At 45.1% G+C, this 25,021-nt stretch carries 23 protein-coding genes and 1 tRNA gene; 12 read left to right on the forward strand and 12 right to left on the reverse strand.

Annotated elements, in window-relative coordinates:
- Nucleotides 1-152 precede the first annotated feature (152 nt).
- From V144x_RS08170 to V144x_RS08190, 5 genes are all read left to right on the forward strand, one after another.
- Nucleotides 153-1,436 carry a hypothetical protein gene (locus V144x_RS08170; RefSeq protein ID WP_144984014.1) on the forward strand — a complete coding sequence of 428 codons (1,284 nt, stop codon included), beginning with the start codon at nt 153-155 and terminating at the stop codon, nt 1,434-1,436.
- Between the two features lie 212 nt (nt 1,437-1,648).
- Nucleotides 1,649-4,990, forward strand: a complete 3,342-nt coding sequence (locus V144x_RS08175; RefSeq protein ID WP_144984017.1) for a DUF7133 domain-containing protein — start codon at nt 1,649-1,651, stop codon at nt 4,988-4,990.
- Nucleotides 4,991-5,070: 80 nt separating this feature from the next.
- The gene (locus V144x_RS08180; RefSeq protein ID WP_232102761.1) at nt 5,071-5,949 is read left to right on the forward strand and encodes a site-specific DNA-methyltransferase; all 879 of its coding nucleotides are present in this window, start codon (nt 5,071-5,073) and stop codon (nt 5,947-5,949) included.
- A 145-nt stretch (nt 5,950-6,094) separates the two neighbouring features.
- Nucleotides 6,095-7,045 (forward strand): universal stress protein, encoded by a 951-nt coding sequence (locus tag V144x_RS08185; RefSeq protein WP_144984020.1) that lies wholly within the window; start codon nt 6,095-6,097, stop codon nt 7,043-7,045.
- Between the two features lie 332 nt (nt 7,046-7,377).
- Nucleotides 7,378-10,749, forward strand: coding sequence for an LVIVD repeat-containing protein (locus V144x_RS08190; RefSeq protein WP_144984023.1), 3,372 nt, complete (start codon nt 7,378-7,380; stop codon nt 10,747-10,749).
- 66 nt (nt 10,750-10,815) lie between these two features.
- Here the strand turns inward: V144x_RS08190 and V144x_RS08195 are convergent, their stop codons facing one another.
- On the reverse strand, nt 10,816-11,754 hold the full coding sequence (locus V144x_RS08195) for a formylglycine-generating enzyme family protein (RefSeq protein WP_144984026.1): 939 nt from the start codon (nt 11,752-11,754) through the stop codon (nt 10,816-10,818).
- A 212-nt stretch (nt 11,755-11,966) separates the two neighbouring features.
- Here V144x_RS08195 and V144x_RS28660 point away from each other — a divergent pair, with 212 nt between their 5' ends.
- The 3 genes from V144x_RS28660 to V144x_RS08210 all read left to right on the forward strand — a co-directional run bounded on the left by V144x_RS28660 (nt 11,967) and on the right by V144x_RS08210 (nt 14,162).
- Nucleotides 11,967-12,167, forward strand: coding sequence for a transposase (locus V144x_RS28660; RefSeq protein WP_261343665.1), 201 nt, complete (start codon nt 11,967-11,969; stop codon nt 12,165-12,167).
- A 123-nt stretch (nt 12,168-12,290) separates the two neighbouring features.
- Nucleotides 12,291-13,565 carry a molybdopterin-dependent oxidoreductase gene (locus tag V144x_RS08205; protein WP_144984032.1) on the forward strand — a complete coding sequence of 425 codons (1,275 nt, stop codon included), beginning with the start codon at nt 12,291-12,293 and terminating at the stop codon, nt 13,563-13,565.
- A gap of 48 nt (nt 13,566-13,613) precedes the next feature.
- Nucleotides 13,614-14,162 (forward strand): hypothetical protein, encoded by a 549-nt coding sequence (locus tag V144x_RS08210; RefSeq protein ID WP_144984035.1) that lies wholly within the window; start codon nt 13,614-13,616, stop codon nt 14,160-14,162.
- 18 nt (nt 14,163-14,180) lie between these two features.
- On the opposite strand, the gene V144x_RS08215 is transcribed toward V144x_RS08210, so the two are convergent.
- The 3 genes from V144x_RS08215 to V144x_RS08225 all read right to left on the reverse strand — a co-directional run bounded on the left by V144x_RS08215 (nt 14,181) and on the right by V144x_RS08225 (nt 16,311).
- Complete coding sequence (locus V144x_RS08215) at nt 14,181-14,387, reverse strand: hypothetical protein (protein ID WP_144984038.1); 207 nt, start codon at nt 14,385-14,387, stop codon at nt 14,181-14,183.
- A gap of 156 nt (nt 14,388-14,543) precedes the next feature.
- Entirely contained in the window at nt 14,544-15,536 is a 993-nt protein-coding gene (locus tag V144x_RS08220) for a DUF1559 domain-containing protein (RefSeq protein WP_144984041.1), read from the reverse strand.
- A 424-nt stretch (nt 15,537-15,960) separates the two neighbouring features.
- Complete coding sequence (locus V144x_RS08225; RefSeq protein WP_144984044.1) at nt 15,961-16,311, reverse strand: hypothetical protein; 351 nt, start codon at nt 16,309-16,311, stop codon at nt 15,961-15,963.
- A gap of 692 nt (nt 16,312-17,003) precedes the next feature.
- On the opposite strand from V144x_RS08225, the gene V144x_RS08230 reads away from it, so the two are divergent.
- A tRNA-Arg gene (locus tag V144x_RS08230) sits at nt 17,004-17,077 on the forward strand.
- 31 nt (nt 17,078-17,108) lie between these two features.
- Here V144x_RS08230 and V144x_RS08235 read toward each other — a convergent pair.
- From V144x_RS08235 to V144x_RS08265, 8 genes are all read right to left on the reverse strand, one after another.
- Nucleotides 17,109-18,275, reverse strand: a complete 1,167-nt coding sequence (locus V144x_RS08235) for a tyrosine-type recombinase/integrase (protein WP_197998821.1) — start codon at nt 18,273-18,275, stop codon at nt 17,109-17,111.
- Nucleotides 18,238-18,609, reverse strand: coding sequence for a hypothetical protein (locus tag V144x_RS28350; protein ID WP_197998822.1), 372 nt, complete (start codon nt 18,607-18,609; stop codon nt 18,238-18,240). Before V144x_RS28350 ends, V144x_RS08235 begins: the two co-directional genes overlap by 38 nt.
- Before the next feature lie 41 nt (nt 18,610-18,650).
- On the reverse strand, nt 18,651-19,010 hold the full coding sequence (locus V144x_RS08240; protein ID WP_144984051.1) for a hypothetical protein: 360 nt from the start codon (nt 19,008-19,010) through the stop codon (nt 18,651-18,653).
- Between the two features lie 785 nt (nt 19,011-19,795).
- Nucleotides 19,796-20,287, reverse strand: a complete 492-nt coding sequence (locus V144x_RS08245) for a terminase small subunit (protein ID WP_144984054.1) — start codon at nt 20,285-20,287, stop codon at nt 19,796-19,798.
- A gap of 207 nt (nt 20,288-20,494) precedes the next feature.
- Nucleotides 20,495-21,157 carry a host-nuclease inhibitor Gam family protein gene (locus tag V144x_RS08250; RefSeq protein ID WP_144984058.1) on the reverse strand — a complete coding sequence of 221 codons (663 nt, stop codon included), beginning with the start codon at nt 21,155-21,157 and terminating at the stop codon, nt 20,495-20,497.
- Nucleotides 21,135-21,677: a hypothetical protein gene (locus V144x_RS08255; RefSeq protein WP_144984061.1), complete on the reverse strand. Its 543-nt coding sequence runs from the start codon at nt 21,675-21,677 to the stop codon at nt 21,135-21,137. Before V144x_RS08255 ends, V144x_RS08250 begins: the two co-directional genes overlap by 23 nt.
- Nucleotides 21,674-21,949 (reverse strand): hypothetical protein, encoded by a 276-nt coding sequence (locus tag V144x_RS08260; RefSeq protein ID WP_144984064.1) that lies wholly within the window; start codon nt 21,947-21,949, stop codon nt 21,674-21,676. Before V144x_RS08260 ends, V144x_RS08255 begins: the two co-directional genes overlap by 4 nt.
- 118 nt (nt 21,950-22,067) lie before the next feature.
- Nucleotides 22,068-22,328 (reverse strand): hypothetical protein, encoded by a 261-nt coding sequence (locus V144x_RS08265; protein WP_144984067.1) that lies wholly within the window; start codon nt 22,326-22,328, stop codon nt 22,068-22,070.
- A gap of 167 nt (nt 22,329-22,495) precedes the next feature.
- Between V144x_RS08265 and V144x_RS08270 the strand changes: the two genes are divergently transcribed.
- From V144x_RS08270 to V144x_RS08280, 3 genes are all read left to right on the forward strand, one after another.
- Entirely contained in the window at nt 22,496-22,693 is a 198-nt protein-coding gene (locus V144x_RS08270; RefSeq protein WP_144984070.1) for a hypothetical protein, read from the forward strand.
- Between the two features lie 378 nt (nt 22,694-23,071).
- Nucleotides 23,072-24,052 carry an SdiA-regulated domain-containing protein gene (locus V144x_RS08275; RefSeq protein WP_197993049.1) on the forward strand — a complete coding sequence of 327 codons (981 nt, stop codon included), beginning with the start codon at nt 23,072-23,074 and terminating at the stop codon, nt 24,050-24,052.
- A 391-nt stretch (nt 24,053-24,443) separates the two neighbouring features.
- Complete coding sequence (locus tag V144x_RS08280; protein WP_144984076.1) at nt 24,444-25,010, forward strand: hypothetical protein; 567 nt, start codon at nt 24,444-24,446, stop codon at nt 25,008-25,010.
- Nucleotides 25,011-25,021 lie beyond the last annotated feature (11 nt).

Genomic DNA, 25,021 nt, shown 5'->3' on the forward strand with positions numbered 1-25,021 from the left:
CATGATTTTGAAATCTAACCAAGTTGAAAATGCAAATCGTGAAGACCAAATAAGATGAGTTTTCACCAAATTTGATGGAAGTCATGAGTACACCGGATCTTATAATCCTATCCCATCAAAGAATATTGATCAATTGTAAATGTGGACTTGCGATGCGACACTTTTTTACTTTCTGTTTACTGCTCGGCGGCTTTGTTTTAGAAGTGCGCGCCCAAAGTCCTTTGATCGCTCCCAAACCAACTGAATCTGTCAAAGAGATTGAGTTTCGGGACCCGATTCCCTTCGGCTTGAAACCAGTGGAATATGGGAAGGGAACGTTATCTGATCCCGTTACCGAAATGAATCTCAGATTAGAAAAACAGACACTCAAACTTGAATACGATGCAGAATGGGGTTATTTGCGTGAAGTCTTAAAAGCCCTGGAGATTCCCGAAGCGTCACAACTGATGGTCTACTCCAAAACGGCCCTTAATCCACGCTTGATCAAACCCACCAATCCGCGGGTAATCTATTTCAACGATGACGTCTACGTAGGCTGGGTTCCCGGTGCGCGGGCGATGGAAATCGCATCTGTTGATCCATTGAGAGGATCCATCTTTTTTGAAATGGATCAACAACCAGCGGCGCGACCTCGTTTTGTCCGTTCAGAACGTTGTCTCTCCTGTCATGGAGGTAGCTCAAGTTTACGCGTTCCCGGCTTGCTGGTGCGTTCTTTTCTGACCGATCAGCATGGTCGTCCGATTTCCGGTTATTCCCAAATCTCGCATGACAAACCTCTCGAAAAACGTTGGGGGGGCTGGTATGTCACAGGTACCCACGGCGAGATGGTGCATCTCGGAAATATATTTGGCAAGGCGGCTATCGAAGAATCGAAGGCCGATCCCGCTTATCGCGCGAATTTGAAACAAATCGATCAATTTGTCGATACCGTTAAATATATGAATCCGCACTCTGATCTCGTCGCGCATTTAATTTTTGATCATCAGGTTCACGGTCATAATTTAATCACCCGTGCAAGTATGGAACAGCAGTTAGGTTTACGGTCGGATGTCGAAGACCGTCTGGTGCGTTACCTGCTGTTTATGGATGAAGCAGAAATCACAAGTCCCCTCAAAGGGACCACCGCTTATCGAAGTTGGTTTGAAGAACAGGGAAAACGTGATACCCAAGGGAGATCGCTCAAAGAGTTTGACTTGAAAACCAAACTGTTCCGCCATCGTTTGAGCTATTTGATTTACACCGACAGTTTCAACAAGATGCCAGAACCTGCACGTTTACGAATTTTGCGAAAAGTCTATTCGTTTCTGAACGCGACGGACATGGATTTGGATCAGAAATGGGAAGTCACACCTAATAGGTTTCCTATGGAAGAGCGACAGGCAATTATTCAAATCGTCGCGGAAACCCTGGATCGGCGGCCTGATTTCTGGAAATGAGACAGAAATGAGGGCAGGAACCTCAGAGTTTTGTACAAAAGATTTCTTAGCCGGTGTCAAAAGAGGGCATTGCCTTCAACAGTCTTTAAGTACTATGATACCTTTACTGCGATGTGAACGCTGTTTAAGTAGTTTCATAGCCTGACATTGACTCATATTTGGTACAGTGATCGGGGTTTTTTCACATAGTTCAACACCAAGTATGAGGTACGATGCTTCGTTTCAATATTAAACGCTCTGAAAATCGAGGTTGGTTGCCGCTAGTCTGTTTGCTGTTCATAGCAGGAATCACTGTTGCTCCCTGTTCGGCAGCCGAAGAGTTTTCTGGACTGAAAGTTCCTGAAGGCTTTCGCGCGACGCTCTATGCCGACGATGATCTGGCCCACGACATCTATTCCATGACGATTGATTCTCTGGGTCGAGTTGTGGTTTCCGGTCCCGGATATGTTCGCATTCTGATCGACGCGGATGAGGATGGCGTAGCCGAGTCATTTCAGCAGTATGTAGATGGTCCCAAGACCGGCGCACAAGGCATGTACTTCATCGGCAGAGATTTACTCTGCACGGGAGATGCCGGCCTGATTCGTTATCGAGATCAAAACGCAGATGATCGAGCAGATGGTAAGCCGGATGTGTTTTTGCAAACGAAAACCGGGGGCGAACATAATACGCATTCGATCCAACGAGGTCCGGATGGGTGGTGGTATTTACTATTGGGAAATACGGCAGGTATCAATGCCAGTTACATCACCCGTAAAACGTCTCCCGTTAAAAAACCTTACGCGGGAACTCTGATGCGGTTGAGCCCCGATCTCACAGCAGGCGAAGTCGTCGCTGATGGATTTCGCAATGCTTACGATTTTTCTTTCTCGCCCAATGGCGATGTTTTCACTTATGACAGTGATGGCGAGCGTGATATTTCCCTCCCCTGGTATCGACCCACACGCGTGTTTCATATTTTGCCTGGTTCCAATGCGGGTTGGCGCAGCCGTAGTTGGAAACGTCCTGATACATTTCTGGACATGCCGCCTGCGATTGCCGCCTTTCATCGCGGATCTCCTACAGGAGTCACCTGCTATCAACATTCACGATTTCCAACAGCATACCAGGGGGCGTTATTCGTCGCCGACTGGACCTTTGGTCGAGTCCACGCAATTCCGTTGCAGGATTTTCAGGGGACGTATGCGAGCGAACCAGTTGAATTTATCACAGGGGTCGGGCAGTTTGGATTTGCGCCGACAGATATTGCAGTTGGATCGGATGGCTCACTCTTCGTGAGTGTCGGGGGACGCGGAACACGTGGTAGTGTTTTTCGTATTGAATATACAGGGCCTGTTGTCGCGCAAAAACCAGATTTGAAATCACAGTCATCGGCTGGAAATGAAAACGTACAATCAGACACAGTGACACAAATGCTCGATGCCTGTTTGTCGGCCCCTCAGCCATTAAGCAGTTGGTCACGCGCAAAGTGGCTTCCGTTAGTGAAATCGTTGCAGCCTGAAGATTTTTATCGAGCTGCCTTAGACGAGAGTCGCCCGGTCGCTCAACGCATCCGTGCGATTGAAATTGTGACGGAGCGACTTGGTGGGTTTCCCAATCGGATCGTTGAACAATTAATTCTGGTCAAATCGGAGCGTGTGCGAGCACGACTCGCATGGTCATTGGGCTACCATAGTACTCCTGAGCAAAATACAGAGATGTTGAATGCTCTGTTAAAAGATGATGCTCCACTCGTCGCACGCTTCGCCTTAGAAGCGTTCCAGAGGTTAGGCGATCAAATTGATCAATCAAAATGCCTTTCTGGATTGCAGAAGACGCTGGGAGCCCCTCAACGTTTTGTCAGGCAATCAGCGTCCCGAGCGGCAGCAACTTTGAATGATGAGACTTTTAAAACACTTTCAAGTGGTATTGCCGCTTCCGAAGGAGCCGCACAGATCTCACTTGCTTATGCCAGTATTATGAAGCAGGGGGGCGTTGTACCCCTCGCGGTCCGTACTGGAATCACTGTTTTTGAGGGAGACAATCAAACGGACCTCAGGCTCGAAGCGCTCAGGTTAATTCAATTAGGCCTCGGTGATTTAGGTCCTCCGACGAAGATGGCAGCGGTCTTTGATGGATACGCGAATGGCGCTGATCTGTCCGAGTATGAACGTCATCTTGACCCGATTCGTATTCGTCTGATGCAGGCCTTCCCAAGCAGTCACGAAGTGTTGGATCATGAATTAGCCCGTGTTCTGGCGATGCTCGCACCTTACAATCCCAAATTACTGGACCAGATACTTGCGAAGATAACCGAGGAATCGAGTCCTGTTTCTGATGTGCATTATTTGATCGTTGCCGCTCGGATTCCCAGTGATCGCAGTAGGGCACAGTCTAAAAAAATTGCAAACGCTTTGGTGCAGATTGATGCAAAATTACTGCGGCTCAAGCTTCCACAAGATACAAACTGGGACGACCGTTTTTTTGAACTCTACGCGCAACTTGTCAAAATTGATGCCGACCTGCCACGGCAAATCGTCGAGCAACCCGGATTTGGTTTGCCCGGTCATGTTCTGTTTCTGAGTGAGTTGCCACCGCAGTTTTTGGAAAAAGCCATTGAAGCCTTTGAACGAAAAATTAAAGCAGATCCTGATTTTCACTGGAACAATGATGTGGTCTTTGTTTTTGGCGAGTCAAAAAAGCCGGAGCATCGGGAAATGATTCGCAATCTCTATGCAGAATTTGCACTTCAGGCAGCCGTGTTAGCAGTGCTTTCGGAAAACCCGGAAGAACAGGACCGAGATAAATTTGTAGCGGGGCTGGAGTCCTCTCAAATCGAACTACTGGAATCTTGTGTCTCTGCATTGGAAAAACTGGAGACAACTCAGAAACCGGAAGAAGTCGTTCGACTCTTTGCCACGTTACGAAGATTGGGCCGCGATCAGCGAGAGCAAAAGCTGCAATCTCGAATTGTGAAGCTCTTAGAGAAATGGACTGGTCAACAATTGGGTTCGGCCACAGATGTCGCCGACCTGAATAAGCAGCGCGCGTTGATACAAGCCTGGGAAAAATGGGTTTCAACAGAGCATCCTGAAGTCTTTGCCTCACTCTTGAAGCAAGGCGGCCCTGAAGCGGAAAAACTCAACAAGTTGCTGGAAACCGTCGATTGGGATCTGGGCGATAAAGAGCGTGGAGAAACATTGTTCCGAAAACGAGCCTGTGTGCAATGTCATGGCAATCGGAGTGCTCTGGGCCCGGCATTAACGGGGGCCGCGAAACGATTTTCCCGCAAAGATCTGTTTACAGCAATCGTGTCACCAAATCAGGACGTTTCCCCCCGCTATCAGACAACTGTCGTCGGTACCGTTGATGGAAAAGTTTATACAGGGTTGGTCGTTTACCGTTCTGTAGATGGACTGACATTGAGAAACTCAAATAATCAAACCACACGTATCGAGGCGGCAGAAATTGATTTCGAAAGCAAGAAAAATACATCACTGATGCCCTCGGGACTTTTAAAAGATCTTTCCCCCCAAGATCTCGCTGACTTAAACGCCTATTTACAAAGTCTGTAACGAATCTTTTTGTATGATGCAAATAACAATGTTCAAGCGTTATTCAGGATTTTCTATCTGAGCAGGAGGCTTTCCACCGCGTGTCGAGTTCTGAAGAATCACCAGCCAGAAAAAAACGAACCCGCACAATGCCCAAGCCCTATAACGCGCTGGGAGGGAAGAAGTGGATTCAAAATTCGATCAGTGTCTGGAGTGACATTCGCAAGTCGACCGAAGAAGCGCGGCTGAAACATCCAGCGATCTTTCCGGAGATGCTCGTTGAACGGTTAATCGAAACGTTCCTGCCGCTTCAGGGAGATGTAATTCTCGACCCCTTTGCCGGTTCGGGCAGTACCATTGTGACCGCGGAAAAAATGGGAAAAACAGGGGTCGGGATCGAGTTATCTGAAGAATATGCAGCGCTGGCGAATCAGCGTATTCAAGAGGTTGTCCACTCAGCTGACGAAGCGGTAGACTCTGGTCCGGATACAGAGAAGTTAGAATTTAAGTCGCGTGTGCATCATGGCTCAGCTTTGAATTTGTCTGAAATGGTCTCGCCGGAAAGCGTCGATTTGTGTATTACTTCGCCCCCTTATTGGAACGTTTTGAATCAACGTCGATCAGCCGATCATAAAACGGTGCGGCATTATGGCAATCACGAGCAGGATCTGGGCGTCGTGGAAGATTATGCAGAATTCTTGGACGAACTAAAGGAGGTTTTCGGACAGGTTTTAACGGCCCTGCGTCCGGGGGGATATTGCTGTGTGGTTGTCATGGATTTAAGAAAGAAAAGTCAGTTTTTTCCTTTTCATAGTGATTTAGCAACCAGACTGCAACAGATCGGTTTTATTTATGATGATTTGATTATCTGGAATCGTCAATCGGAATATAATAATTTGAGGCCGCTAGGATTTCCTTCTGTCTTTCGTGTCAATAAAGTTCACGAATTTATTTTGTTAATGCAAAAGAGAAAAGGTTAGGTTGGAAATCGAACGTTACACTCGGTATAACTCACTTTTCAGATTTGGAAATCTTCCAGGATCTGCTAGGAACACGTAATAAATTATGTCATAATAGTAGTATGAAGCCTAAGTATTGCTGATTCACTAATTAGAGAGTAGACCCATGCAACACATCAATTCAATCTTAGTTGGCGTAGACTTGACCCACGCTGATCGATTAGTCGCTTCCGACTTAAACGCACAAACTGCAGAAGCGGTCGAACGTGCCCTTTGGCTGGCTGACCTGGTCAATGCCAAACTGGAATTTATTGCTGCGATTGATTTGTCTGCCCATACCAAACATTTACTGGAAGAAGATCGAAATCATTTTTCCAAAAATGTAGAAGATGAAGCTCTGGAAGTGATGGTGGGACTCATCGAACAAGCAAAAGCAAAAGGGATTGATAGTTCTGCAAAAGTTGCCTTCGGTTCTTCCTGGCGTGAAATTATTCTTGAAGTCATCGAAGATAAACACGATCTGGTGCTGGTAGGTACGCGTCCCCATGGTTTTACGGGGCGGTTGTTTGGTGGAACAGTGATGAATTTGTTTCGTCAATGTCCCTGTCCCGTATACGCTGTTAAAATCGGGGAAGAGCCCGAAATTCCTGAAATTGTCGTTGCCAGCGATATGAGTGAAGTCAGCAGCGAGATTTTGAACTTCATTGTTTCGATGGGACAAATTGCCGATGTAAAGATTCATCTGGTACATGCGATTGATACGCAGCTCGAAGTTCGACTCAAAGGCCTGGGAGTCGGTGAAGAGACGCTTCAAAAATGTGCCGAAGATATCATGGAAGAGGTCAAGAATGAACTCAACGAACAATTGGCCCAAACCGACTTCCGCACATTGACGTACGGCGTGCAAGTGCATGTCCTCGAGGGCTCTCCCGAGGAAGCGATTCCCGAATTTATCAAAGAGCACGATATCAATCTGCTTGCCATGGGCACATTAGCTCGTTCAGGCATCAGCGGTTTCTTCATCGGCAACACCGCCGAACGCATGCTCGAAAAAGTCGACTGCTCTGTAGTGGCATTTAAACCAGGAGACTTTGTTTCGCCTGTGGTCCCTGAGTAATGGGAAGAATTTCATTCTGGTTATCAATTAATTGAGTTTGTTGTTGATCTGAGTGAGATAGATATCAAATCGACGATTCCGGAACAGAAAAGCATCGCTGAAAGAAATCAGCGATGCTTTTTTGCTTCACGCAGATACTTAAAACACCCATGAGTAACAGAGAGTTAATCAAAGTGTTTGTTGCCATTGAAATGAACACACAGAAAGAGTGAATTGAGACCATCTTTATTACGAAGTTTAAAACATAACAATTTTAACGTCTGCTAGACTTTGCTCGAACAGTCAAGTAGCATGAGAGTTTATTGACTTGTTTCCGAACCGGAGTTTTCAAAATGCGTTATGTGATACTTAGGACACGACAATGCCGTTCAGTAATCATGAACCTTGTTGTCTTGTTCTACATTAGCTCTTTGCAACTAAACGCTTTTGCTGAGGTCAAGAATAATAACAAATCGAACTCTTTTCCCTGTAGCGAACAGGAACTTGTCGAGCACGTTTTCTCATTAGCGAAAAATTATTTCGCAGACTTTCAGCACCCCAAAACTTATGTTCTCTATGGGTCGCGGTTGTCAACAAAAGAGAGTTGGACCACACCCGACGAAGTCAAAGCAGAAAAACCTAAACCATGGGGGTATGGATCGCGAATTGCCGATACTTCGCTGCACACTGGCCACATGCTGATCGCACTTTTAGATGCTTACGAAGCAAAACCGGATCCTTTCCTCAAGCAAAATATCAAACGTTGCTTTCAAGCCTTGAAAATGATCGGTTCTCTCCCGGAAACGCATCCCAAACAAGGAAAGCCGGCTCTTGCAGGCCTTGTCCCGCGTGGTCCACATCCTGACGACAAAAGTGCTTATTTTGATGATTCCTCCATGGATCAACATACAACGTACATTATTAGCCTCGCTCGTTATGCATGTTCCTCCTTAGCGACTACCGATGAAAAAGCTTGGATCAAACAATCACTGGAAAAAGTGGGGCAACGTCTGGAAAAAAATGGTTGGTCGATTAGACGCGCTGATGGAGTTACCCAGGCGCATGTTGGCTTTGCCTGGACCGGCTTTATTTCTCAACACGTTTCGATTCTTTTACCCTCTGTTTATGCGCTTTATCAGGGGACAGGGAACAAACACTGGTTAAACGCATATGAAAAATTTCTGTCGGAACGAGATAGCCTGCGCTGGCAGAAAATGCATGTGGGACCACACATTAAAATTAATGGACACCCAATCTATGCCAATCAGGGGGCCTTTCGTGTGAATGCTCTATTCCATTTTGAACCAAATACAGAAAAAAAGGCCACTCTTTATCGTCTATTAGAGCACATTGCTAAAATACAAATGTCGCGAGACTTCCCCGGAGAAATGTATCGCAAGTTTCATAAAGAACAAGAGTGGCAAGATCTCCAACGTAAGTGGAACTGGAAGGATTCCGAATTGCATGGCAGTGCCCAAGCCTGGAAGCTTTATCAACCGGCCATGCTCGATCAGCAAGCTTTGGCTGTGTTGGCCCATGTTCGATTTCCCCTGACCGGCTATCATATGGTGATGATGAGCGAAAATCCGGAGTTGATTCAGACGCACCTACCAGAAATCTGGCGTATGTTAAAAACGGTTGACCTGAAAAAAATCAGTGCAGGCGAAACAAATTACCTGTTCACTGTTGTGGGTTTGCATGCCTATGCGTTCTACTTTAATCAACAAAAAATTCTGAAAGAGCAAAAAACGCAACTATCAAAGCAAGAACCGGCAGCAGTCACCAATCTTCCTATCGTTGCCGACGCAGGGATCGGTCCCACTATTGATGTGGCCATTGATGGTCACATCACTTACGCCATTGGTAGAGGCGCACTACGTATTCTTGATATTTCAAAACCTGCTAAACCCAAGGTCCTTGGCAAAATCGAGGGTTTGGGAAGCACCCGGCAAATCGCAGTCAAAGATGGTATTGCCTATGTTGGTTCGCGCGAAGATGGGGCTTTTATTATCGATGTGAAAGATCAAGCGAACCCGAAACTGCTGTCGCACTATGATTCCGTTGAATTTGCAACCGGTGTTGAGGTGTCTGGTAACATACTTTTTTTGGCATTGCGTCATTATGGTGTGGAACTGGTTGATGTTTCGAATCCGGAAAAGCCACTCCATTTAAGTACTGTGCGAACAGGTGAAGCCCAATCAATAGCAGTTAGAGATAACTTTGTTTATGCCGGTGTCTGGGCGACCTCGGAAGTTGTTGTGATTGATATTACAAACTCACGCCAACCAAAAATTACCGCGAAAGTGAACTTGGATGGATTTGGAGACGGTGTGGATGTGAGAGGTAACTATCTTTACGCGGCAACCGGACATCATTCACGCGAAAAACATCGTCAGCCGGGCGATCCCGGTTATGGTCGTGGACATGGATTAGAAATCTTTGAATTGACCGATCCTGCACAGCCAAAATTCCTTTCCCGTATCAAGTTTCCTCCCTTTTTTGATATCGGAAATGATATGTGGGGAGTCACTGTCGTAGACAATCTTGCGTTTGTATCTGATACACACAATGGTATGTTTCTCGTCAATGTGGCTAATAAGAAACAACCTCAGATCATAGGTCGTACCGTTTTGCCCAACGTGCAAGGACGCAAAGCTCGTAGCTATGTTGGCTCGCTAGCCTTAACTAAAGATTATGTCTATGTTGCCGGCGGCTGGTCTGACTTACATATTGTCGCTGCACCGGGCAAGGCGCGTGTGCCCGATCCTGAACCGAACACCCCACCTGTAATCCATCCCTTGAAATCAACTCCGGAATCAAACCGATATCAACTTTACAAAACAGATGGCCAAATTCATGCGATTGATATGTTAGACGAGAAAGCGATTCTCGCTTGTGGAAATGGAGGAATTGAAGTACTTCAGCTAAAGCCCGCATTAAAACGGCTCTCAAAACTTCCCACGAATGGATTCGCAACCGATGTTTTCGTGAAAGACTCGATAGTTTATGTTGCTGAAGGGATTGCGGGTTTAGGAATTTACAAACTTTCACGCGACAACAAATTTGAACAACTTGGTCGCTACCTTCCGCAGAGAGGGCCTGTCAAACAGGTCGAAGTTCCTGGCAATGGTCAATATGCTTTGATCCAAAATGGTGCTAATACCCTTCTGATTGTTGATGTCAAAAATCCTTCCAAGCCTAAACGGATTCTAAAAGAAAACCGTCACGGGTTGCTCTATGGCGATCAACTGCTGAGAGGGTTGGTCGAGAACCGCTATGCAGCCGCGTTCTGGCATGTCTCAGGAACCCATTGGTATGACCTGCAAAATAGCTCTCACTCTGAGCCAAAATTCAGCGGAGATAATCACCCTGAACGCTTTGGTGCCTCAAATGGATTAATCGCGGTTGGCAATGAAGCACTCGTCACAACACGTGGTGGATATGTTTTGCTTGATCGAAAAGAACAACGTCCTTTCAAGGAATCAACTTTGCATCGATTAGGCACTCGTCGACATCATTTGGGAAAACCGTCTATTTTTAACAATCGGCTTTACATCGCAGATCGAGCAACGGGCCTCGTTACTATTGCCAACGTTTCTGACCTCACAAAGCCGCAATTAATCAAACAATTTCACACCATTGGAAATCCGGGCAGAATTTGTGTTCATCACGACAAGATGCTGATTCCCGATGGTCCTCATGGCTTAATGGTATTCGATCAATAGTCTCTATTCTTGAAGTATCACTAGGCGGTGTGGAAAATCAATTGTGTGACGCATCTTTTATCTCTACTACTTATCGAGATGTAGTTTTGTGAGGACAGGACGGACGCCGATTGAGGAACGGCGGTCCTTCGGGGCGGCGTAGTAGCGATTTGCCGACCGACAGTAACGGCCCCAATAGGAATGACGTCCGTCCCTGATGAGCCTTTGTGGCGCGGGCATGAGTTGCACCGGATCAACGCCGCCCTTCGCACTTGCGTGGTACCAGTCGAGGCACCACTCGCACAGGTTGCCATGCATGTCGTGTAAGCCCCAGGCGTTGGAAGGGTAACTGCCAACCTCTGCCGTTCGGCCGAGATTCGGACCTTCTTCGGCACCGTTGTATGGACGACCTCCATCGAAATTCGCCTGCTTGCTGCTCAGCTTGTCGCCGAAGTACGTTGCGGTCAGCGTTCCGGCTCGACAGGCGAATTCCCACTCCGCGTCCGTCGGCAATCGGTATTCGTAGCCCTTCGGCAGCTTGCCAGCCTCGCGGTCGAGTTGAGTGAGCTTCCGGCAGAATTCAGCCGCTTCAGTGTGGTTGATTTGATAGACGGGGAAACGGTCACCAGCGCCTACTGTCCGCTGTCTCAGGATCGGCCCCATCACTCGCTTCCATTCGCCCTGAGTCACTTCATACCTTCCGATAAAAAACGGCTTACTGAGCGTCACTTCTTGATGTCTCTCTCCGCCCTTTCGATCCACTTCGTCTCGTGGACTTCCCATTGGAAACGTTCCCGGCGGGATCACACACAGCTGCATCCCGATAGAGTTCTCGACGATCATATCGACTCCGAGATGATCGGCCCAGGCCTTCTGTATTGCCTGAGCCTGCTTTGCAGTGAGCGCGTGCTTGGTCATTAACACTGGCTCGGGCTCGGTGGAGTCGTCGGCATTCGTCGCGACGGCGCTCAACATCATGGCGGCAAACACGAAAGCAGTCAGTCGTTTCATCAGGTGGGGCATCATCGACTCCTGGAATTAGAGTTCACTTCGCACAAGATTTTTGCAGCAAATAACGTTCTGTTTATCTTAACGCGCGAGCGTTACACCAGGTACGGTTTCAGCTCCTTCAGTTCCTTGGGCCAATGCCTTAGTCAGTGTGGACACTTGATCTTATGTTGGTCTTATAATTGGCCGAGACTGCCTTTAATTCAAGGAGGGACGGTATAAAAGTCTGCATTCTTCTCAATCCAACCCGCAACATAAAGAAGAAGTACCACCGAACTCGGTATCGCAACCGCAACGTGATTGAGCGATTCTTCGGTCGCATCAAACGCTTCCACCGAGTCGCAACACGATATGAAAAGAAGGCCAACAACTACCTAGGTTTCGTCTGGCTCGCTGCCATAGTCATACGTTTGAATGTTCACACCGCCTAGAGCGGACGATCTTATGATTCCTCTAATGTATTTATAAGATACTCGTTGACGGAATGCATCAAAGAGTATCAAAATGGTTCTAGATGAAGAGGTCTTCGGTTCCTTATCCAAAGAGGCACGCGCATGTCTGATTCACTGGAAACATTCCTGGTAGAGCATTCTCAATTATCGCGTCGCTACTTTTTACAGTATGGTATCGCGGGAGCTGCTGCCCTTACGGCTCTGAATCAATTGCAGGCAGACGTTCAGAAGCGAGATCCCGCTCTTCAAAAAGCGATTGACCAACTCGAAACCAATCTCACTGTTCCCAAAGCGTTTCGAGATGTCTCGCGCGGAAATCCCAAGCCGCATTCGCTCAGTGAAGCAAAAAGGAAAGAAGTCGGTTTAACTCGTGATACCTGGTCACTTGAAGTCATTAGCGATCCGGAACACAAAGCACGGCTTGGAAATCCTCTCACTAAAGAAAAAGGGAACGCACTCGACTTTGAAGCATTGCTCAAGTTAGGAGAAAAGCATGCGGTTCGCTTTTCAAAGGTGATGACCTGTTTGAATATCAGAACGCCCCTGGGTACGGGAGTTTGGGAAGGAGTCCCATTACGAGAGATTCTCTGGCTCACAAAGCCACGCGATAACATTCGCCGGGTATTTTTTAAGGGCTATCATAACGATGATCCAAAACAGATTTTCAAAAGCTCGTTACCGATCGACCGTGTTTTGGAAGATCCGGATGGCCTACCTCCCGTCATTCTGTGTTACAAACTGAATGGCCAGTGGTTGAATCCGGAACGTGGTGCCCCTGTGCGCATCGTTGTGCCTGAAGCGTATGGATTTAAGTGCATCAAATGGCTGACTCATATCTATTTTTCCAACTTGTTTCACGCTAATGATACCTATGCGAATGGGAACAATGACATCGACAGCACGCTGAAAACGTATGCGTCCACGCTTTCATTCCCTAAAAAAGTAAAGCCCAACCAGCCAATCCCGATTACGGGCTACGCCCAATCGGGAACGGCGGGGCTTGCGAAAGTTCAAGTCTGGATGCAGAAGAATGGTGAGAGTCTTCCCAAAGAGGATCGCTATTTCACAACAGCGCCCTGGGTTGATGCCGAAATTCTCTTGGCCCCCGACGTCCATCAATGGGGTGGTGATTTACCCGATAATAAATTTCCGCCGCACACCATGGGTTTCGACAATCAAACCGGAAAGCCTCATGCGTGGCCGATGCGATTAATGAAAGCCCACTGGGCGATACTGATGCCCGGCTTACCCGCAGGAAAATATACGCTTCGTTGCCGTACCATCGACGCCAACGGCAAAGCTCAACCGATGCCACGTCCTTTTCGAAAATCAGGACACGTTTCTATCGAGCGGAAAGACATTGTAGTGACCACGTGAATTAACGATGGTTAGTAAATTGATATTCTATTCAATCAGCAAATAATTATGGCTAATCCGATATACAAACCACTTAATTATCCAAAAGTATGGCCACCATCAGATCTGCCTCCTGCATCACCAGAAAGTTTTGAATATAAAATGAAACATATTCCGATACTGGGTTGGGTTGTAGCATATATTATCTGGCTATTTAGATGGAGGCGCTTTAGACAGGAAGTACTAAACCCCATCGAAGACGAGATTGTTGTACAACTGGATGCACGAGGAACTATTGAAAATTGGTATAAAACACAGAAATGGCTCAACAATCCAACAAAACAAAAAATCGGATTGATCATCTCTGAAGCGATTGGCCTTGAAAAACCTGTTGAATCACCACCGCCGTTGTATCCAGAAGATCCCTTTGGACCTCTTTTCTGGGGACCGTTTGACGATCTGACACCATTGATTGTTGACTTAGAAATCCAAAAGGAGTTTGGCTGCCGCATTCCGAATGATGGCCTGATAGCTCAAGCTTGGAACGAGCAATGGACCATTGAAAAACTCATTGAGTATTATGATCAGCAGATCTCACAGCATGCTGAAAGAAAATAAGTTTCTCATAAAACTCTACTACTTCTTTTTCTTCGCCTCTTTCGCTTGTTTTTCCTGCATTTCACGATGGGCGGATTCGGATTCGAAGACTTCTTGCTTTTCCTTTTCCATTTCACTCTTCACTTCGGGAGTAATTTCGCCTGAAGATAAAGTTTCATCGCTGGAGCCACAGCCAGGAAACAGACATAAAGACATTAATAATAGGGCATAAGAGAGTAATTTCACAGTTTTTCCTTTGAAGTGATTCTTCTTGTAGTAAAGCAAAATTATTTCGATGCGCTGGTTGCCAACAGCAGGGCATCTTTCGTTTCCGGGGGGAAAACGTCGGAAGCCCTGCGTTCGCAATGGCGTTTTTTTGAGGGCATACTCAGTCAATCGATTTTAGAACTCGCCGACCGTTTCCCGGTCGTTTCGCATACTGATCCGACGCATGACTTCGCCATCGATGTTATAGCTAATTAAACGTACCGAACCATCGGCCAGACAGGCATTCATACCACCGTGATGTGCTGAGCCGAAGTAGGGATGCCAGTTAGTCCAGTTAACACCACCTTTATCAGCGACACCTACGGTGTTGGTAGGTGCATCGGAATCGGGTAGGGGAGGGATGCCATATTCCAGACCGGCACTGTTAATACCAGCGCCCCAACGAATGACACATTCATCCCAGCCCGCGTTATTCCAAGGCTCATTATCACCACCATCAGAGCCATGACGATCAGGGTGTAATGCTTTTTCGGCAACCATGATGGTGTTAGACGCACCATCTTTAATATCATTAATACGCAGTTCAGTAACCGCGGTGGTTTGAACAAGAACGCCCTTTTGGCCATTACTGGGAGCACTGGCGACTCCACCTGGTCCACGTTGTCCCCCATTTCCAGCATAGTCGCTACGATAAAATCCGCTACCATAAGAAGTCGGCTTACGTCGACTGGGGCAGTAGTAACTTTTAATACCTTCGCGCGCGACAATGGGATAAGTTCCCACAGGGTCATCATCCGTGCCCAGTTCATAAATATTTGCCTGTTCCATATAGGGGAGAATCTGATAACTCCAACTCCAGCCTTCACGTTCTCTTGCGTTACAGCAAGCAAATGAAGTCCCTGCACCATCACGAGCTCCTGTTGGAAGATGATCGTGCACGTCGTGGAAGTTATGAAAGGCCAGACCAATTTGCTTCAGGTTATTTTTACACTGTGTGCGGCGTGCTGCTTCACGTGCCTGTTGAACGGCGGGTAACAACAAGGCAATCAAAATCGCAATGATGGCAATAACGACCAATAATTCGATCAGCGTAAATCCATGACGATTTTTTGAGGATTGTTTTAACGTACCGGTAGCCCGGGAAGAAAATGGACGTAACGTCATCATTTTCTAATCTCCTTAAATTGAAAAAGAAAAGAATCTAGAACAGCTTTTGAATTTTCAAGGCGGGATAATGCCGGTTTGGGTCTTGACTGACCATAGCGGAACAGGGATTGTGGTCCCTTTCCTGATGTGGTCGTATACTACTCGTCAATTGTTAAAAAATGGTGAGCAAACAATGAAATGTTGGGCTAACATTGATTCTCACCCGAACAAATCGACATGAAAATGCGCTGAAAGTGTTGCTTTTCAGTTCAGAGTCAGGCTGGAAGAAATGATAAATGGGGAGGCAATCATACCAGATTATGATAAAAATCTATGCTCTCCCAAATAGGTTGTCGTAAAGAGCCGTTTTTTTAACGATACACTAAAAAGACCGAGGCATACAGTTTTTTGTTTGATGCGACTCGGTCTTTTTGTGGGAATATCTTTATGGTCTTTTGATGTAGCGATACTTCAATTTTAAATCATTAGTACCGCTACCTTCCAGACGCAGTATGACTACACCTTGCACACGGATAGGGCCCTGCGGTCCTAGCGCGACCCAGGTCGCTCTCTCTTTTGTCGGAGTGATGTTCATGACAATTTTCCAGTCATCAGTTGCATGTGGGTGGTAATATTCGACGATCGAATCATCGGATGCATGCACCAGAGTGTCCTGACCGCGTTTTAATAAAATCGAATAGGGATATCCCGAGTCGTCAACTGGTTTCTCTTGTGCGTGTGTGATACATGTGGTTGCGGTAGCGATTACCATTGCGATGAATATGCGGCCCGTCATCGTGGATGCTCCTTTGATTCATTGAAATTGTTGAGTGGGAATAGAAGAACTTTGAAAGTAAGGTGACTTTCGTTGGTCCATTCTAACACACCTTTCGACACGAATTAAGAAACTATACAATCACCATAAGAACGTACCTTTATTTGATATCGTTTGAGCACTGGACAATTAGAGGTGCTTAGCTGCCTTACTATACATAGATGATTGGGTGTGCTTGTTTCTATGGAACATCCTGATAGGGAGCGGTTTTCTGTAGGCTCGTATGGAGCTTCAATCAGAATAATCAAACCGTATCGACTGAAATCGAAAATTGAGTAAGGAGCGTTCGACGAATAGAGGCCTCAGTTTTCTTTTTCAATAAGTTGTGATCGTCAGAATGTTCCGTGAATCTTTGGGGAGCAATGATTTCGAACTTGATCTGATTTGTTCTGAACAATCTCATATGAAGCCGATGTTGTTTAAAACGGACAATGTCAAAGTCGAATAATCAAAGTGATCTGGTATTCAATTCTAGAAAAGACTTCCAATTTCTCGATAAAGCTGTCGGGAAAGTTACTGAACCTCAAATGATATGACAGACGTAATCAGAGAAGATGATTTCGATCATGTTTTAGTGACACAAAGTCAAAACCGTTTCACGAGTCATTTGACGAAATACCAAAGAGGCTATTATAACAGTACTTAATTACGAAGCCCCCGTAGCTCAGTTGGATAGAGCAATGCTTTCCTAAAGCATAGGTCGCAGGTTCGAATCCTGCCGGGGGTATAGATTAAAGCCCTTAATAATAGGGCTATTTTCATTTTAGATGTTTATCTCTGATCATATCGACTTCTGTTTGTAGACCTTTTTGTAGACCTTTTGACTGATTTATTGCTTTCCAAAGTGCATCCGAGGTGCTCTTTGCATTCTTTCCTACATAGTAGTTCAATGTGGTCTTAATGTCTGAGTGTCGCATTAGTTCCATTAATTGCTGTGGCAATATTAGCTGTGCCCACCTTTCCCCGAATGACCTGCGAAAATCATGCGCAGTTGCATAGGTTCCTTTTTCTGGATCTGCAATCACATTTGCCTTGATTGATATTTTTTTAATTAGTCTCCCCGTAACATCAATCCTTGGCAAGACTCCTTTTGAACGATTCGTCATTGGGTTAAAGACTCGTCCGTTTTTGTTCTTCACCTCCCTCAACATTTCGTCAAATTCAGGAGCGGTAGCAAGTAGTCTGTCTTGGCTGCCTTTTTCCGCATCAGAACTAATTAGGAAGAAATAACGATCTTCGAGCTCAACGACTGCAAACGGTCCAGTGTGCCACGATAGAATGAGCGCCTCTCCTAATCTTAGCCCTGACCACCAAAGTCCTTTAAGAAAAAATTCCCAGTCACTAACGTGATCCTGGTCAATCACATGATCTACCTGTAAGAGTATCCGTTCGAACTCCTCATTAGTGATAGGACGTCCTTTCATGTATTTAGAATTCTTTGCTCGTTTAGGCATTATTATCTTTGGAACTTTTTGGATCATTCCCATATCACAGGCCCAATTTAAAGCAGCTCTAATATACGATAAATAGCCTTTTATTGTAGCCTCAGCACAACCCCTCTTTCTTAATGAGCTTGCATACTTATTAATTTTGGCCGTATCGATTGAAGAAAGTGCTCTAATTTTTATCATGTCGCCAAATCCATCCAAGATAACTTCATATTTATAGCTCGTACTTTGTGCGATACTTGATAGATGACCGTCACGAAAACGTTCTCTGAATTCTTCCCACGTCACTCCAGAATCTGGAGAATATGTTTCAGACTCTAATTTTTCCTCGAGTTTCGCAGCAAATTTTAATGCTTTGCGTTCGTTGGTTTCCCCAGTTGTTTTATATCTTTTTCTTCCGGTCTGTGGATCAATCCATCTAGCTTGGAGATGCTCTCTATCATTCTGTTTTACTACGATTACTTTTATCTTCGGCATGATCTCTCCCATACTTCTGATGACATTCTATGATGAATTGTCCAAGGCACTTTAAATCGTTACCCCATGTATCGAGGCCATCATTTTTGCCTTTATGGTTTTTGATTATTATCTCTCTATGACTTTGCACAATATTTGCAGCATCACAAGCATCGTGAAAATCGTACCATCGACATGGATCCAAACCAGAAATAGATCTATTTACGAACCGAGTTGCCTTAAACGCTTTACCAATGGCATCTAAAACTACTTCCAAATATGTCAAAAAATTCCCGTTTTCACTGTTTGCACTTGACGGAGTATCCGTAAAATGGCTATCGTCTTGATCACACATATGAAAAAGATCCCGATCAGGTGAATTGATTGTGTGCTAGATCAAACATTTCCCAACCAGGTTGCCGCCTGGTTGGGTTTCTTTTTGTCAGCACAGGAAACGCACGAAAATCCATAATGCGTTTGGGTTTGGGGAGGTCCTCGTAAGGATATTACAACCGGCTGTAGCGATTCTGCCGGTAAAGAAAGCAAGGCAAGATATACTTGACGGCGCAGGTCAGAGCGCCGATTAATGATTTTAGCGACCATCGATTTTCCTACTCGCTTAGGAATTCGGTGGGCGTTAGGGAAACAACGACGGTGCCAGCCGTCGTGGAGTACCGGGGAGCCTCCGGGCTCCCTCTTTTTATACGCCCACGTGTTCGATTGACTGTACCTATTCAAAAGTGATTTGTCAAACATTTTCAAGCCCCCACTGTTCCTGGGGGGTAGGAATTGGAATCATATCACTCTACAAATCAATTCCTATCGACAAAACTTACATTCGTAATTCTTGCATTGCTACACCTCCAAAAGTGCGTCCCAAGCATAGAGCCAAACACTAAAAACATCAGTGCAAAACCCATTGTTGAATCATGAATTCTCATCAGTTAATGAGACTAAAATCGAAACACTCGACAGTTAATTTAAAAGGCATTCTAAGTCGTCTACGATTCTCAAACTATGGCAATGATTGGTAAGCTGCTTGCTTATTAAAATGTCCTCCTCATCTACGAAACTTCAATAGCTCCCCGCCTTGAGTCGATTCGATCCGTCGAGCAGCGATCTCGCAATATACTTCGGATACCTTAAAACTAATCGCGAGGTGTCCTTCCAGAACAGAGGCGATAAGAGAATCTCGTGCTAGATCAGCAGAATGGATCCAGCACGACGGAGCGATGGTTCATACTCTTTAGCTTTCGCTATAGCGTCTTACTTGATTTGATCAAAAAAGTCATACGAACTTTTTGAACTCTTTATTGTTTTTGGGTTTGAAATTACAACGAGCGCAGGAAAGAAAGTAAATCCTGCCGTTTTCCGTACGCGATTGTGAGTAGCTGCTCAGTTTTCCCGTGCACTGTTTGTTCGGACAAGGATCTCCACGACGCGGATTTTTATGATTTACCGGACACTTTTTATCGGATTTGTTAATCTGTTCGGCCATTGACAGCCACCTCCTTCGGTTAATGGATTGGAAGTTTGAGCCATCATTTTTTCGGTCCCTCTTCGATTTCAGATAACCGCTGCAATGCCTGCTCAATCATTGTTTGCATTTCTTTCACTTTTGACTGGCATTTTTTGCAGAGATGCCGCCGCATCTCCTTTGGTAGTGTCAACATCTGGTCGCGGGCTTCGATCACACATTCCGCGGCAAACAACTCGTATTCTTCCCGACTGATCAGTTTTTCATCTGCGATTAAATCTTTACGCTCCAGGTCCTTCCGCTTCAATTTCTCCTGGAGCAGCTTCTCTTTTTTGAGTTCTTCGTTGAGCTTCTGGGAGTCTCGATCTGCTTTCTCATCGCGATAAGATGCCACCCACGCATCACACTCAGAAACATCGAACACTCTCTTTCGTTGCGTTCCACTAACCGGAAGTCCTTTTTTGATCCAGTTCTGGATCGTCTTGTCGCTAACGTCCCATCGTTCGGCAGCAGCAGTGAATCCGATGATACATTTGACCGGCTCCGTTTTTTTCACTGAAGCCTGTTTTTTAGCTGTTTTTCTCGTTTTTGACGTGCTGCGTTTTGAAGTGGCTCTTTTGGATGATCGCTTTGCTGATTTTTTGCCCATCAATTTAATAGGAAGAAGAAGAAGTGACTTAAAATTGCGTTTTGAGACAAAAAAAGTGCGATTCAATAACCGCGCGCGGCACCGGTCCCCCCTCGGGAGGACCCGAGATTTTTTTCAGCCAGACTTGTACTCGGCCGGCTTGATCGTCAGCTGCTCTTTGCCCTTGGAATATTTCAGTCCCAATTGTTTCAGATGATCTGCCGTCAAACGTTTTTCTTCGAATGCTTTTTTGATCTTCGAAACACTGAGCTTGGGTTTGAGTTCGACGACTTCAGATAACAAGCGTGCTTCTTTGTTCTTGCCAAAAATACAGATCGCATTCAACCAGGCAACGATCTGTTCAACCAATGTTGACTGCATCAGATTATCTAAGAGACCGAGGCTGTCCGCTTCCTTCAGCCCTGAGCGATACTCCACCTTGGCTGGCTGATCTTTGAAGCTCACTGATCCATGCGGAAACGATTTCGTTTTCTTCTTGCCGTCAATCAAGCTCGATCGATTTGTTTTGCAATACTCATCCACTCGCTCGTTGAGCAGTTCTCTCCGGCATGCAATCGTGACAGGGTCTTGATCATCAATCAAAACATATTTGCGTTGCTCAGATTCCTGTTTGAGTTTCTCGATGTACCTGGTGCAAGTCGCGTTGACCGACTGATCAAAGGCGTTCAGAAATGACAACTCATTTAAAGCCTTGTCAAGATCTTCCTCCGTCTGAATTACGGGATCAGCTCCCAGCAATTCCGCAGCGGGTCGATCATTGGCGGTGAGGCTTTTCACGTTTGAGTCCTTTCAACAATTTGAAACCAAGATAGATCAACGCCATCAAAGCAATGAAGACGATAAAAACAGTTCTACTGTTTGATTCTGATTGATCCGCATTCACCTGATCCGAATCGCTTGAATCTTCCGGAACCTCATACAACGGATCCGGTTTCGGTTCGATGATTTCGACGACTTCCGGATCGGGTTCTTGAACCGTAATCGTTTCGACTTTCTGAATCATGTCGAGTGCGTCATCGGCCAAAATTCCAGCAACGGCCGGCACAGGTGTTTTTTCCAACACCTCATCGACACGGTCCGCGGCTCCCTGGATCGGCTTTCTGATCTTTTCCGACGGCCGGGCTCGTTTTGAGGGGGGATTGTAAAAGGGGCGATACTGTTGTTTTTGATCGTCTGAATGACAACCAGGCAATGTCAACAAAAGCATCAGGAAAGCGAAGATCCAAAGCAAAAGCATCGAAATCGAATCGAACAATTTGGATTCTGGTCTATTTGGGTCCGGGGAAATGGCCATCATTTGTGGTCGCTCCCGTAAGGCCCCTTTTGCCAATAGGGAGCGTACTCATTAAAAAGGGAATCTGAAAAGAGCCAACCGTCATAGGGAGCTGGCTCACCTTGATCGAGCATATCCGGTACCATTTTGTCTGGCACCGAGATCACTTTGGGTTCCGGTTTGCGTTTGAAGCGATCCACTAAATTACAACCACTAACGATCGTTAGTAATGCGACCACGAGTACGCATACGGTAAAACTGCGATTGAACCGCTTGTTCGTCTCGATTCGTCGCATTGCGTTGAATCCTTTCCGCTTCTTCCAGTCGCTCATTTCCGTCGCTATGTTTTTTCTTGGTCCAGAAAAACAACAGCCCCAAAAGGGTTGCGATGATTCTTAATAGACCGCCCATTGATTACTCGTCTAAAGACTGACGAGGATCGTGATATCTCTCCTCAGTTGGTTCGATTTCTCCAAACACCATTTGAATGGGAGCACTCTTTTCTAATTTGTGACCAATCCCCACGAGGCCGAAGGCCGCCAGTAATAGCTTGATTGCTTCCGCTGTCTCAATTTCACCAAGTAGCATTCCGCTCAGGGAAAAGACAATGGTAAGAAATGCAGTGAGATACGTTTTCTTACCGTCAAGCGCTTTGAATGGGAGTTTGTCGAGCATCGATCTGGCTTCCTTGCCATGCTGAGAAATGATATAAAAGCGGTATTGCTTCCCTGCGCTACCGCTCTGAAATTAACCGTCGCTTCTCCGCTCCATGGTTCGGCTCCGGCTTTTCGATTGCGTTTTAAATTAAGGATTGTACAACTCGCAAAAGTCAAGGGCAGATTATGAAGAGAAACAGGAAGATTGTTCAAGTAGAACTCAATACTGATGAGTGGTTGCCGTTAAGTCGTTATGCAGCCAAAGAGAAACGATCTATTCGCGGAATCGCGAAGGAGCAATTGATGCCGTTGATCCAGGAAGCAAAACGGAAGTTTCCGCGACAACCCATCAATGCATCCCCGCCGATCGATGATGTTCATTAATGGAATAATAATTTCGTCAATAAGACCGTCTTTTATCCTGAGAGGCTCTGGCTATGCACCGTCCCAGTGAAACGTTTATTAGAGCTTAAATGAAAAGATATCACTTGATTAAGGCCATCTAACCAATCTTCCTTGCCTTAAGATACAAATTAAATTTCACTGATTTCAATGTTCAATGACTGTAGCGGAAGTATCATTCTCAGATACACTCACGGCTTGAGTACCTGACATATGAGTGTTAAGAAAAAACTTCGTAATCCGTTTGAAAACAGTTGAAACATGAACATAAATGCTTACAATCATAATGCACAAAATGACATGTTTGGGAGTATTAATTCATCTGAAGATCAGAAACTGAATTATAGACAAAGGAAAACAATGAAATTCATATTAGTAATCTTATGCCTTTTCATTCATACGCCTGTCTGTAAAGCAGATACCCCCCCTTTAGTCGCAGAAATTAAGTCGATTTCGCAATTGCATGGCTCATATCGTAGTAAGTATTCGCATTCTGCTCCACTTCACCTCAGTGGTATTACGACACATAGCGGAAACCTGTTTGTGGTTGGAGACAAGTCGAACGATCGATACCTTTACGGTATCGAACACAAGAATGGCCACTGGCACATAGTCAGCAGGCTCTCTCTTAACTACGAAAATGATAAAAGAATGCCGAGCTTTGAAGGTGTAGCGTGTAAAGGAAATACACTCTTTGTCGTCAATGAGGATCCAACGCACATTTACTCATTTTCATTTAATAGTAAAAGTACTCAACTCGATTACAATAATGAAATTAAAATAGACTTCGATCCGACTGGCCTATCAATAAACCACTGGGATAACTCAGGTTTTGAAGGAATCGCGTATGATAATCAATCGCGATTGCTGTATTTGGCTAAGGAACGGAACCCTAGATTCATTCTAGCTGTATCTCTTAATCATGCTGTTACTCGTGGCATAGTAGTTTCTCAGTTCGATGTTCCAGGAACAACCTTTACAGATGACACTCAAAGGCATCTTGGTCGAAAGAAAACGTACTCTGGACTCACGTTTCACAATGGCTTTCTTTATGCATTGGAACGACGTGGCTATTCGATAATAAAGATTGATCCCACAAAGAAAATAATTGTATCACGTCTGTCATTTGCCGCACTCAAAGATGGTAAATATGGTTCTTTATACAAAGAGGGGACACGATATGGCCTAGCCGAGGGTATCGTATTTCACAACGGAAATATTTTAATAGGGATTGACAATAATGGAAAAGATGTTGATCGAGATCATAATTTAGTAAAAATGTATAACCTCTCCGGAAACGAACCTTCAATCGTAATACTTGGCAAGCCGGATGAATTCTAACGTCGGTTTTTTAACAATTACGTAAACCAAATAAAAATTTTACTTTTCTACTCATATAAATTGCATTAGTGGATTTACAATATGAGAATTGAATTAGGTTCCTGAAAGAAGAGCTTTAACATATCACTTCTTTCTATTCTCGCAACTATCAATTCATCCCAAGTTCGCTCCTAGAAAAACAAATCACTTATCGCGTCAATTGACATTTTATATGTTTTTCCAGGCTTCTCTTGTTTTAATATCAACAGGCAAAATGAGTTTGCCGAAGGGGCCTGATTTTGAGTTGAAGCTGCTACATCACTGCCGATCGGCAAGTATGGCAGCAATCCATATAGAGCCAATTGATAATATACAGAATCAGATTCTGCCTATTAAAAGTTATGAGTAAATCATGATTACGGAATTGCGCCAAAGACTGAAAACACTTGCATTGCTTGACGCTATCATTGAGCCCGAGTGGCAGTACCGTTATTTTTCCTATAACTCAAAATGGTCTGATTCTGAAGAGATGGGATCCCTTAGAGATGGTTCTGGTGGAGAGTGGTTTTTATGGATATCTGGTCAACTCGCTGGGTACAAGTGCTTAAGTCCTGAAGACGGACTAATGTCGAATATTGAGAGCGTGAATAACAAGATACCGAGTAGCTATGATTCGTTTGTTTCCGAACCGGCATTTAGCATGGATAAAGCCACCTGCGTTTGGTACCTAGAAAAATCAGAGTGGGTAAAGTTCGGATTACCTATTAAGTGGTTAATCGACCTAGAAACAGTATTGAAATGGTATGCGATTGATTATCACGTCTGGGCAACAGGTTATTATGAAAGAGAAATAAATATATCTGTTCTCGAGAAAATATTCGAAGGTAGTTTTAGTAGTGATCTTGCTATTAAACTAAATCCCGACATAGAAATGGATGGGTTGCAAATAGAGCTAGAAGAAATTGGAATTTACTTATAACAAGCATATGC

The sequence above is a fragment of the Gimesia aquarii genome, assembly GCF_007748195.1.
GTDB classification, from domain to species: Bacteria; Planctomycetota; Planctomycetia; order Planctomycetales; family Planctomycetaceae; genus Gimesia; species Gimesia aquarii.

Bases quoted from the DNA above. Each gene is read 5' to 3' on its own strand.
- V144x_RS08170 (WP_144984014.1), top strand. From the start codon at position 153: ATGCGACACTTTTTTACTTTCTGTTTACTGCTCGGCGGCTTTGTTTTA.
- V144x_RS08175 (WP_144984017.1), top strand. From the start codon at position 1,649: ATGCTTCGTTTCAATATTAAACGCTCTGAAAATCGAGGTTGGTTGCCG.
- V144x_RS08185 (WP_144984020.1), top strand. From the start codon at position 6,095: ATGCAACACATCAATTCAATCTTAGTTGGCGTAGACTTGACCCACGCT.
- V144x_RS08190 (WP_144984023.1), top strand. From the start codon at position 7,378: ATGCGTTATGTGATACTTAGGACACGACAATGCCGTTCAGTAATCATG.
- V144x_RS08195 (WP_144984026.1), bottom strand. From the start codon at position 11,754: ATGATGCCCCACCTGATGAAACGACTGACTGCTTTCGTGTTTGCCGCC.
- V144x_RS08205 (WP_144984032.1), top strand. From the start codon at position 12,291: ATGTCTGATTCACTGGAAACATTCCTGGTAGAGCATTCTCAATTATCG.
- V144x_RS08210 (WP_144984035.1), top strand. From the start codon at position 13,614: ATGGCTAATCCGATATACAAACCACTTAATTATCCAAAAGTATGGCCA.
- V144x_RS08220 (WP_144984041.1), bottom strand. From the start codon at position 15,536: ATGATGACGTTACGTCCATTTTCTTCCCGGGCTACCGGTACGTTAAAA.
- V144x_RS08225 (WP_144984044.1), bottom strand. From the start codon at position 16,311: ATGACGGGCCGCATATTCATCGCAATGGTAATCGCTACCGCAACCACA.
- V144x_RS08235 (WP_197998821.1), bottom strand. From the start codon at position 18,275: ATGCCGAAGATAAAAGTAATCGTAGTAAAACAGAATGATAGAGAGCAT.
- V144x_RS28350 (WP_197998822.1), bottom strand. From the start codon at position 18,609: ATGTGTGATCAAGACGATAGCCATTTTACGGATACTCCGTCAAGTGCA.
- V144x_RS08240 (WP_144984051.1), bottom strand. From the start codon at position 19,010: ATGTTTGACAAATCACTTTTGAATAGGTACAGTCAATCGAACACGTGG.
- V144x_RS08255 (WP_144984061.1), bottom strand. From the start codon at position 21,677: ATGATGGCCATTTCCCCGGACCCAAATAGACCAGAATCCAAATTGTTC.
- V144x_RS08260 (WP_144984064.1), bottom strand. From the start codon at position 21,949: ATGCGACGAATCGAGACGAACAAGCGGTTCAATCGCAGTTTTACCGTA.
- V144x_RS08265 (WP_144984067.1), bottom strand. From the start codon at position 22,328: ATGCTCGACAAACTCCCATTCAAAGCGCTTGACGGTAAGAAAACGTAT.
- V144x_RS08270 (WP_144984070.1), top strand. From the start codon at position 22,496: ATGAAGAGAAACAGGAAGATTGTTCAAGTAGAACTCAATACTGATGAG.
- V144x_RS08275 (WP_197993049.1), top strand. From the start codon at position 23,072: ATGAAATTCATATTAGTAATCTTATGCCTTTTCATTCATACGCCTGTC.
- V144x_RS08280 (WP_144984076.1), top strand. From the start codon at position 24,444: ATGATTACGGAATTGCGCCAAAGACTGAAAACACTTGCATTGCTTGAC.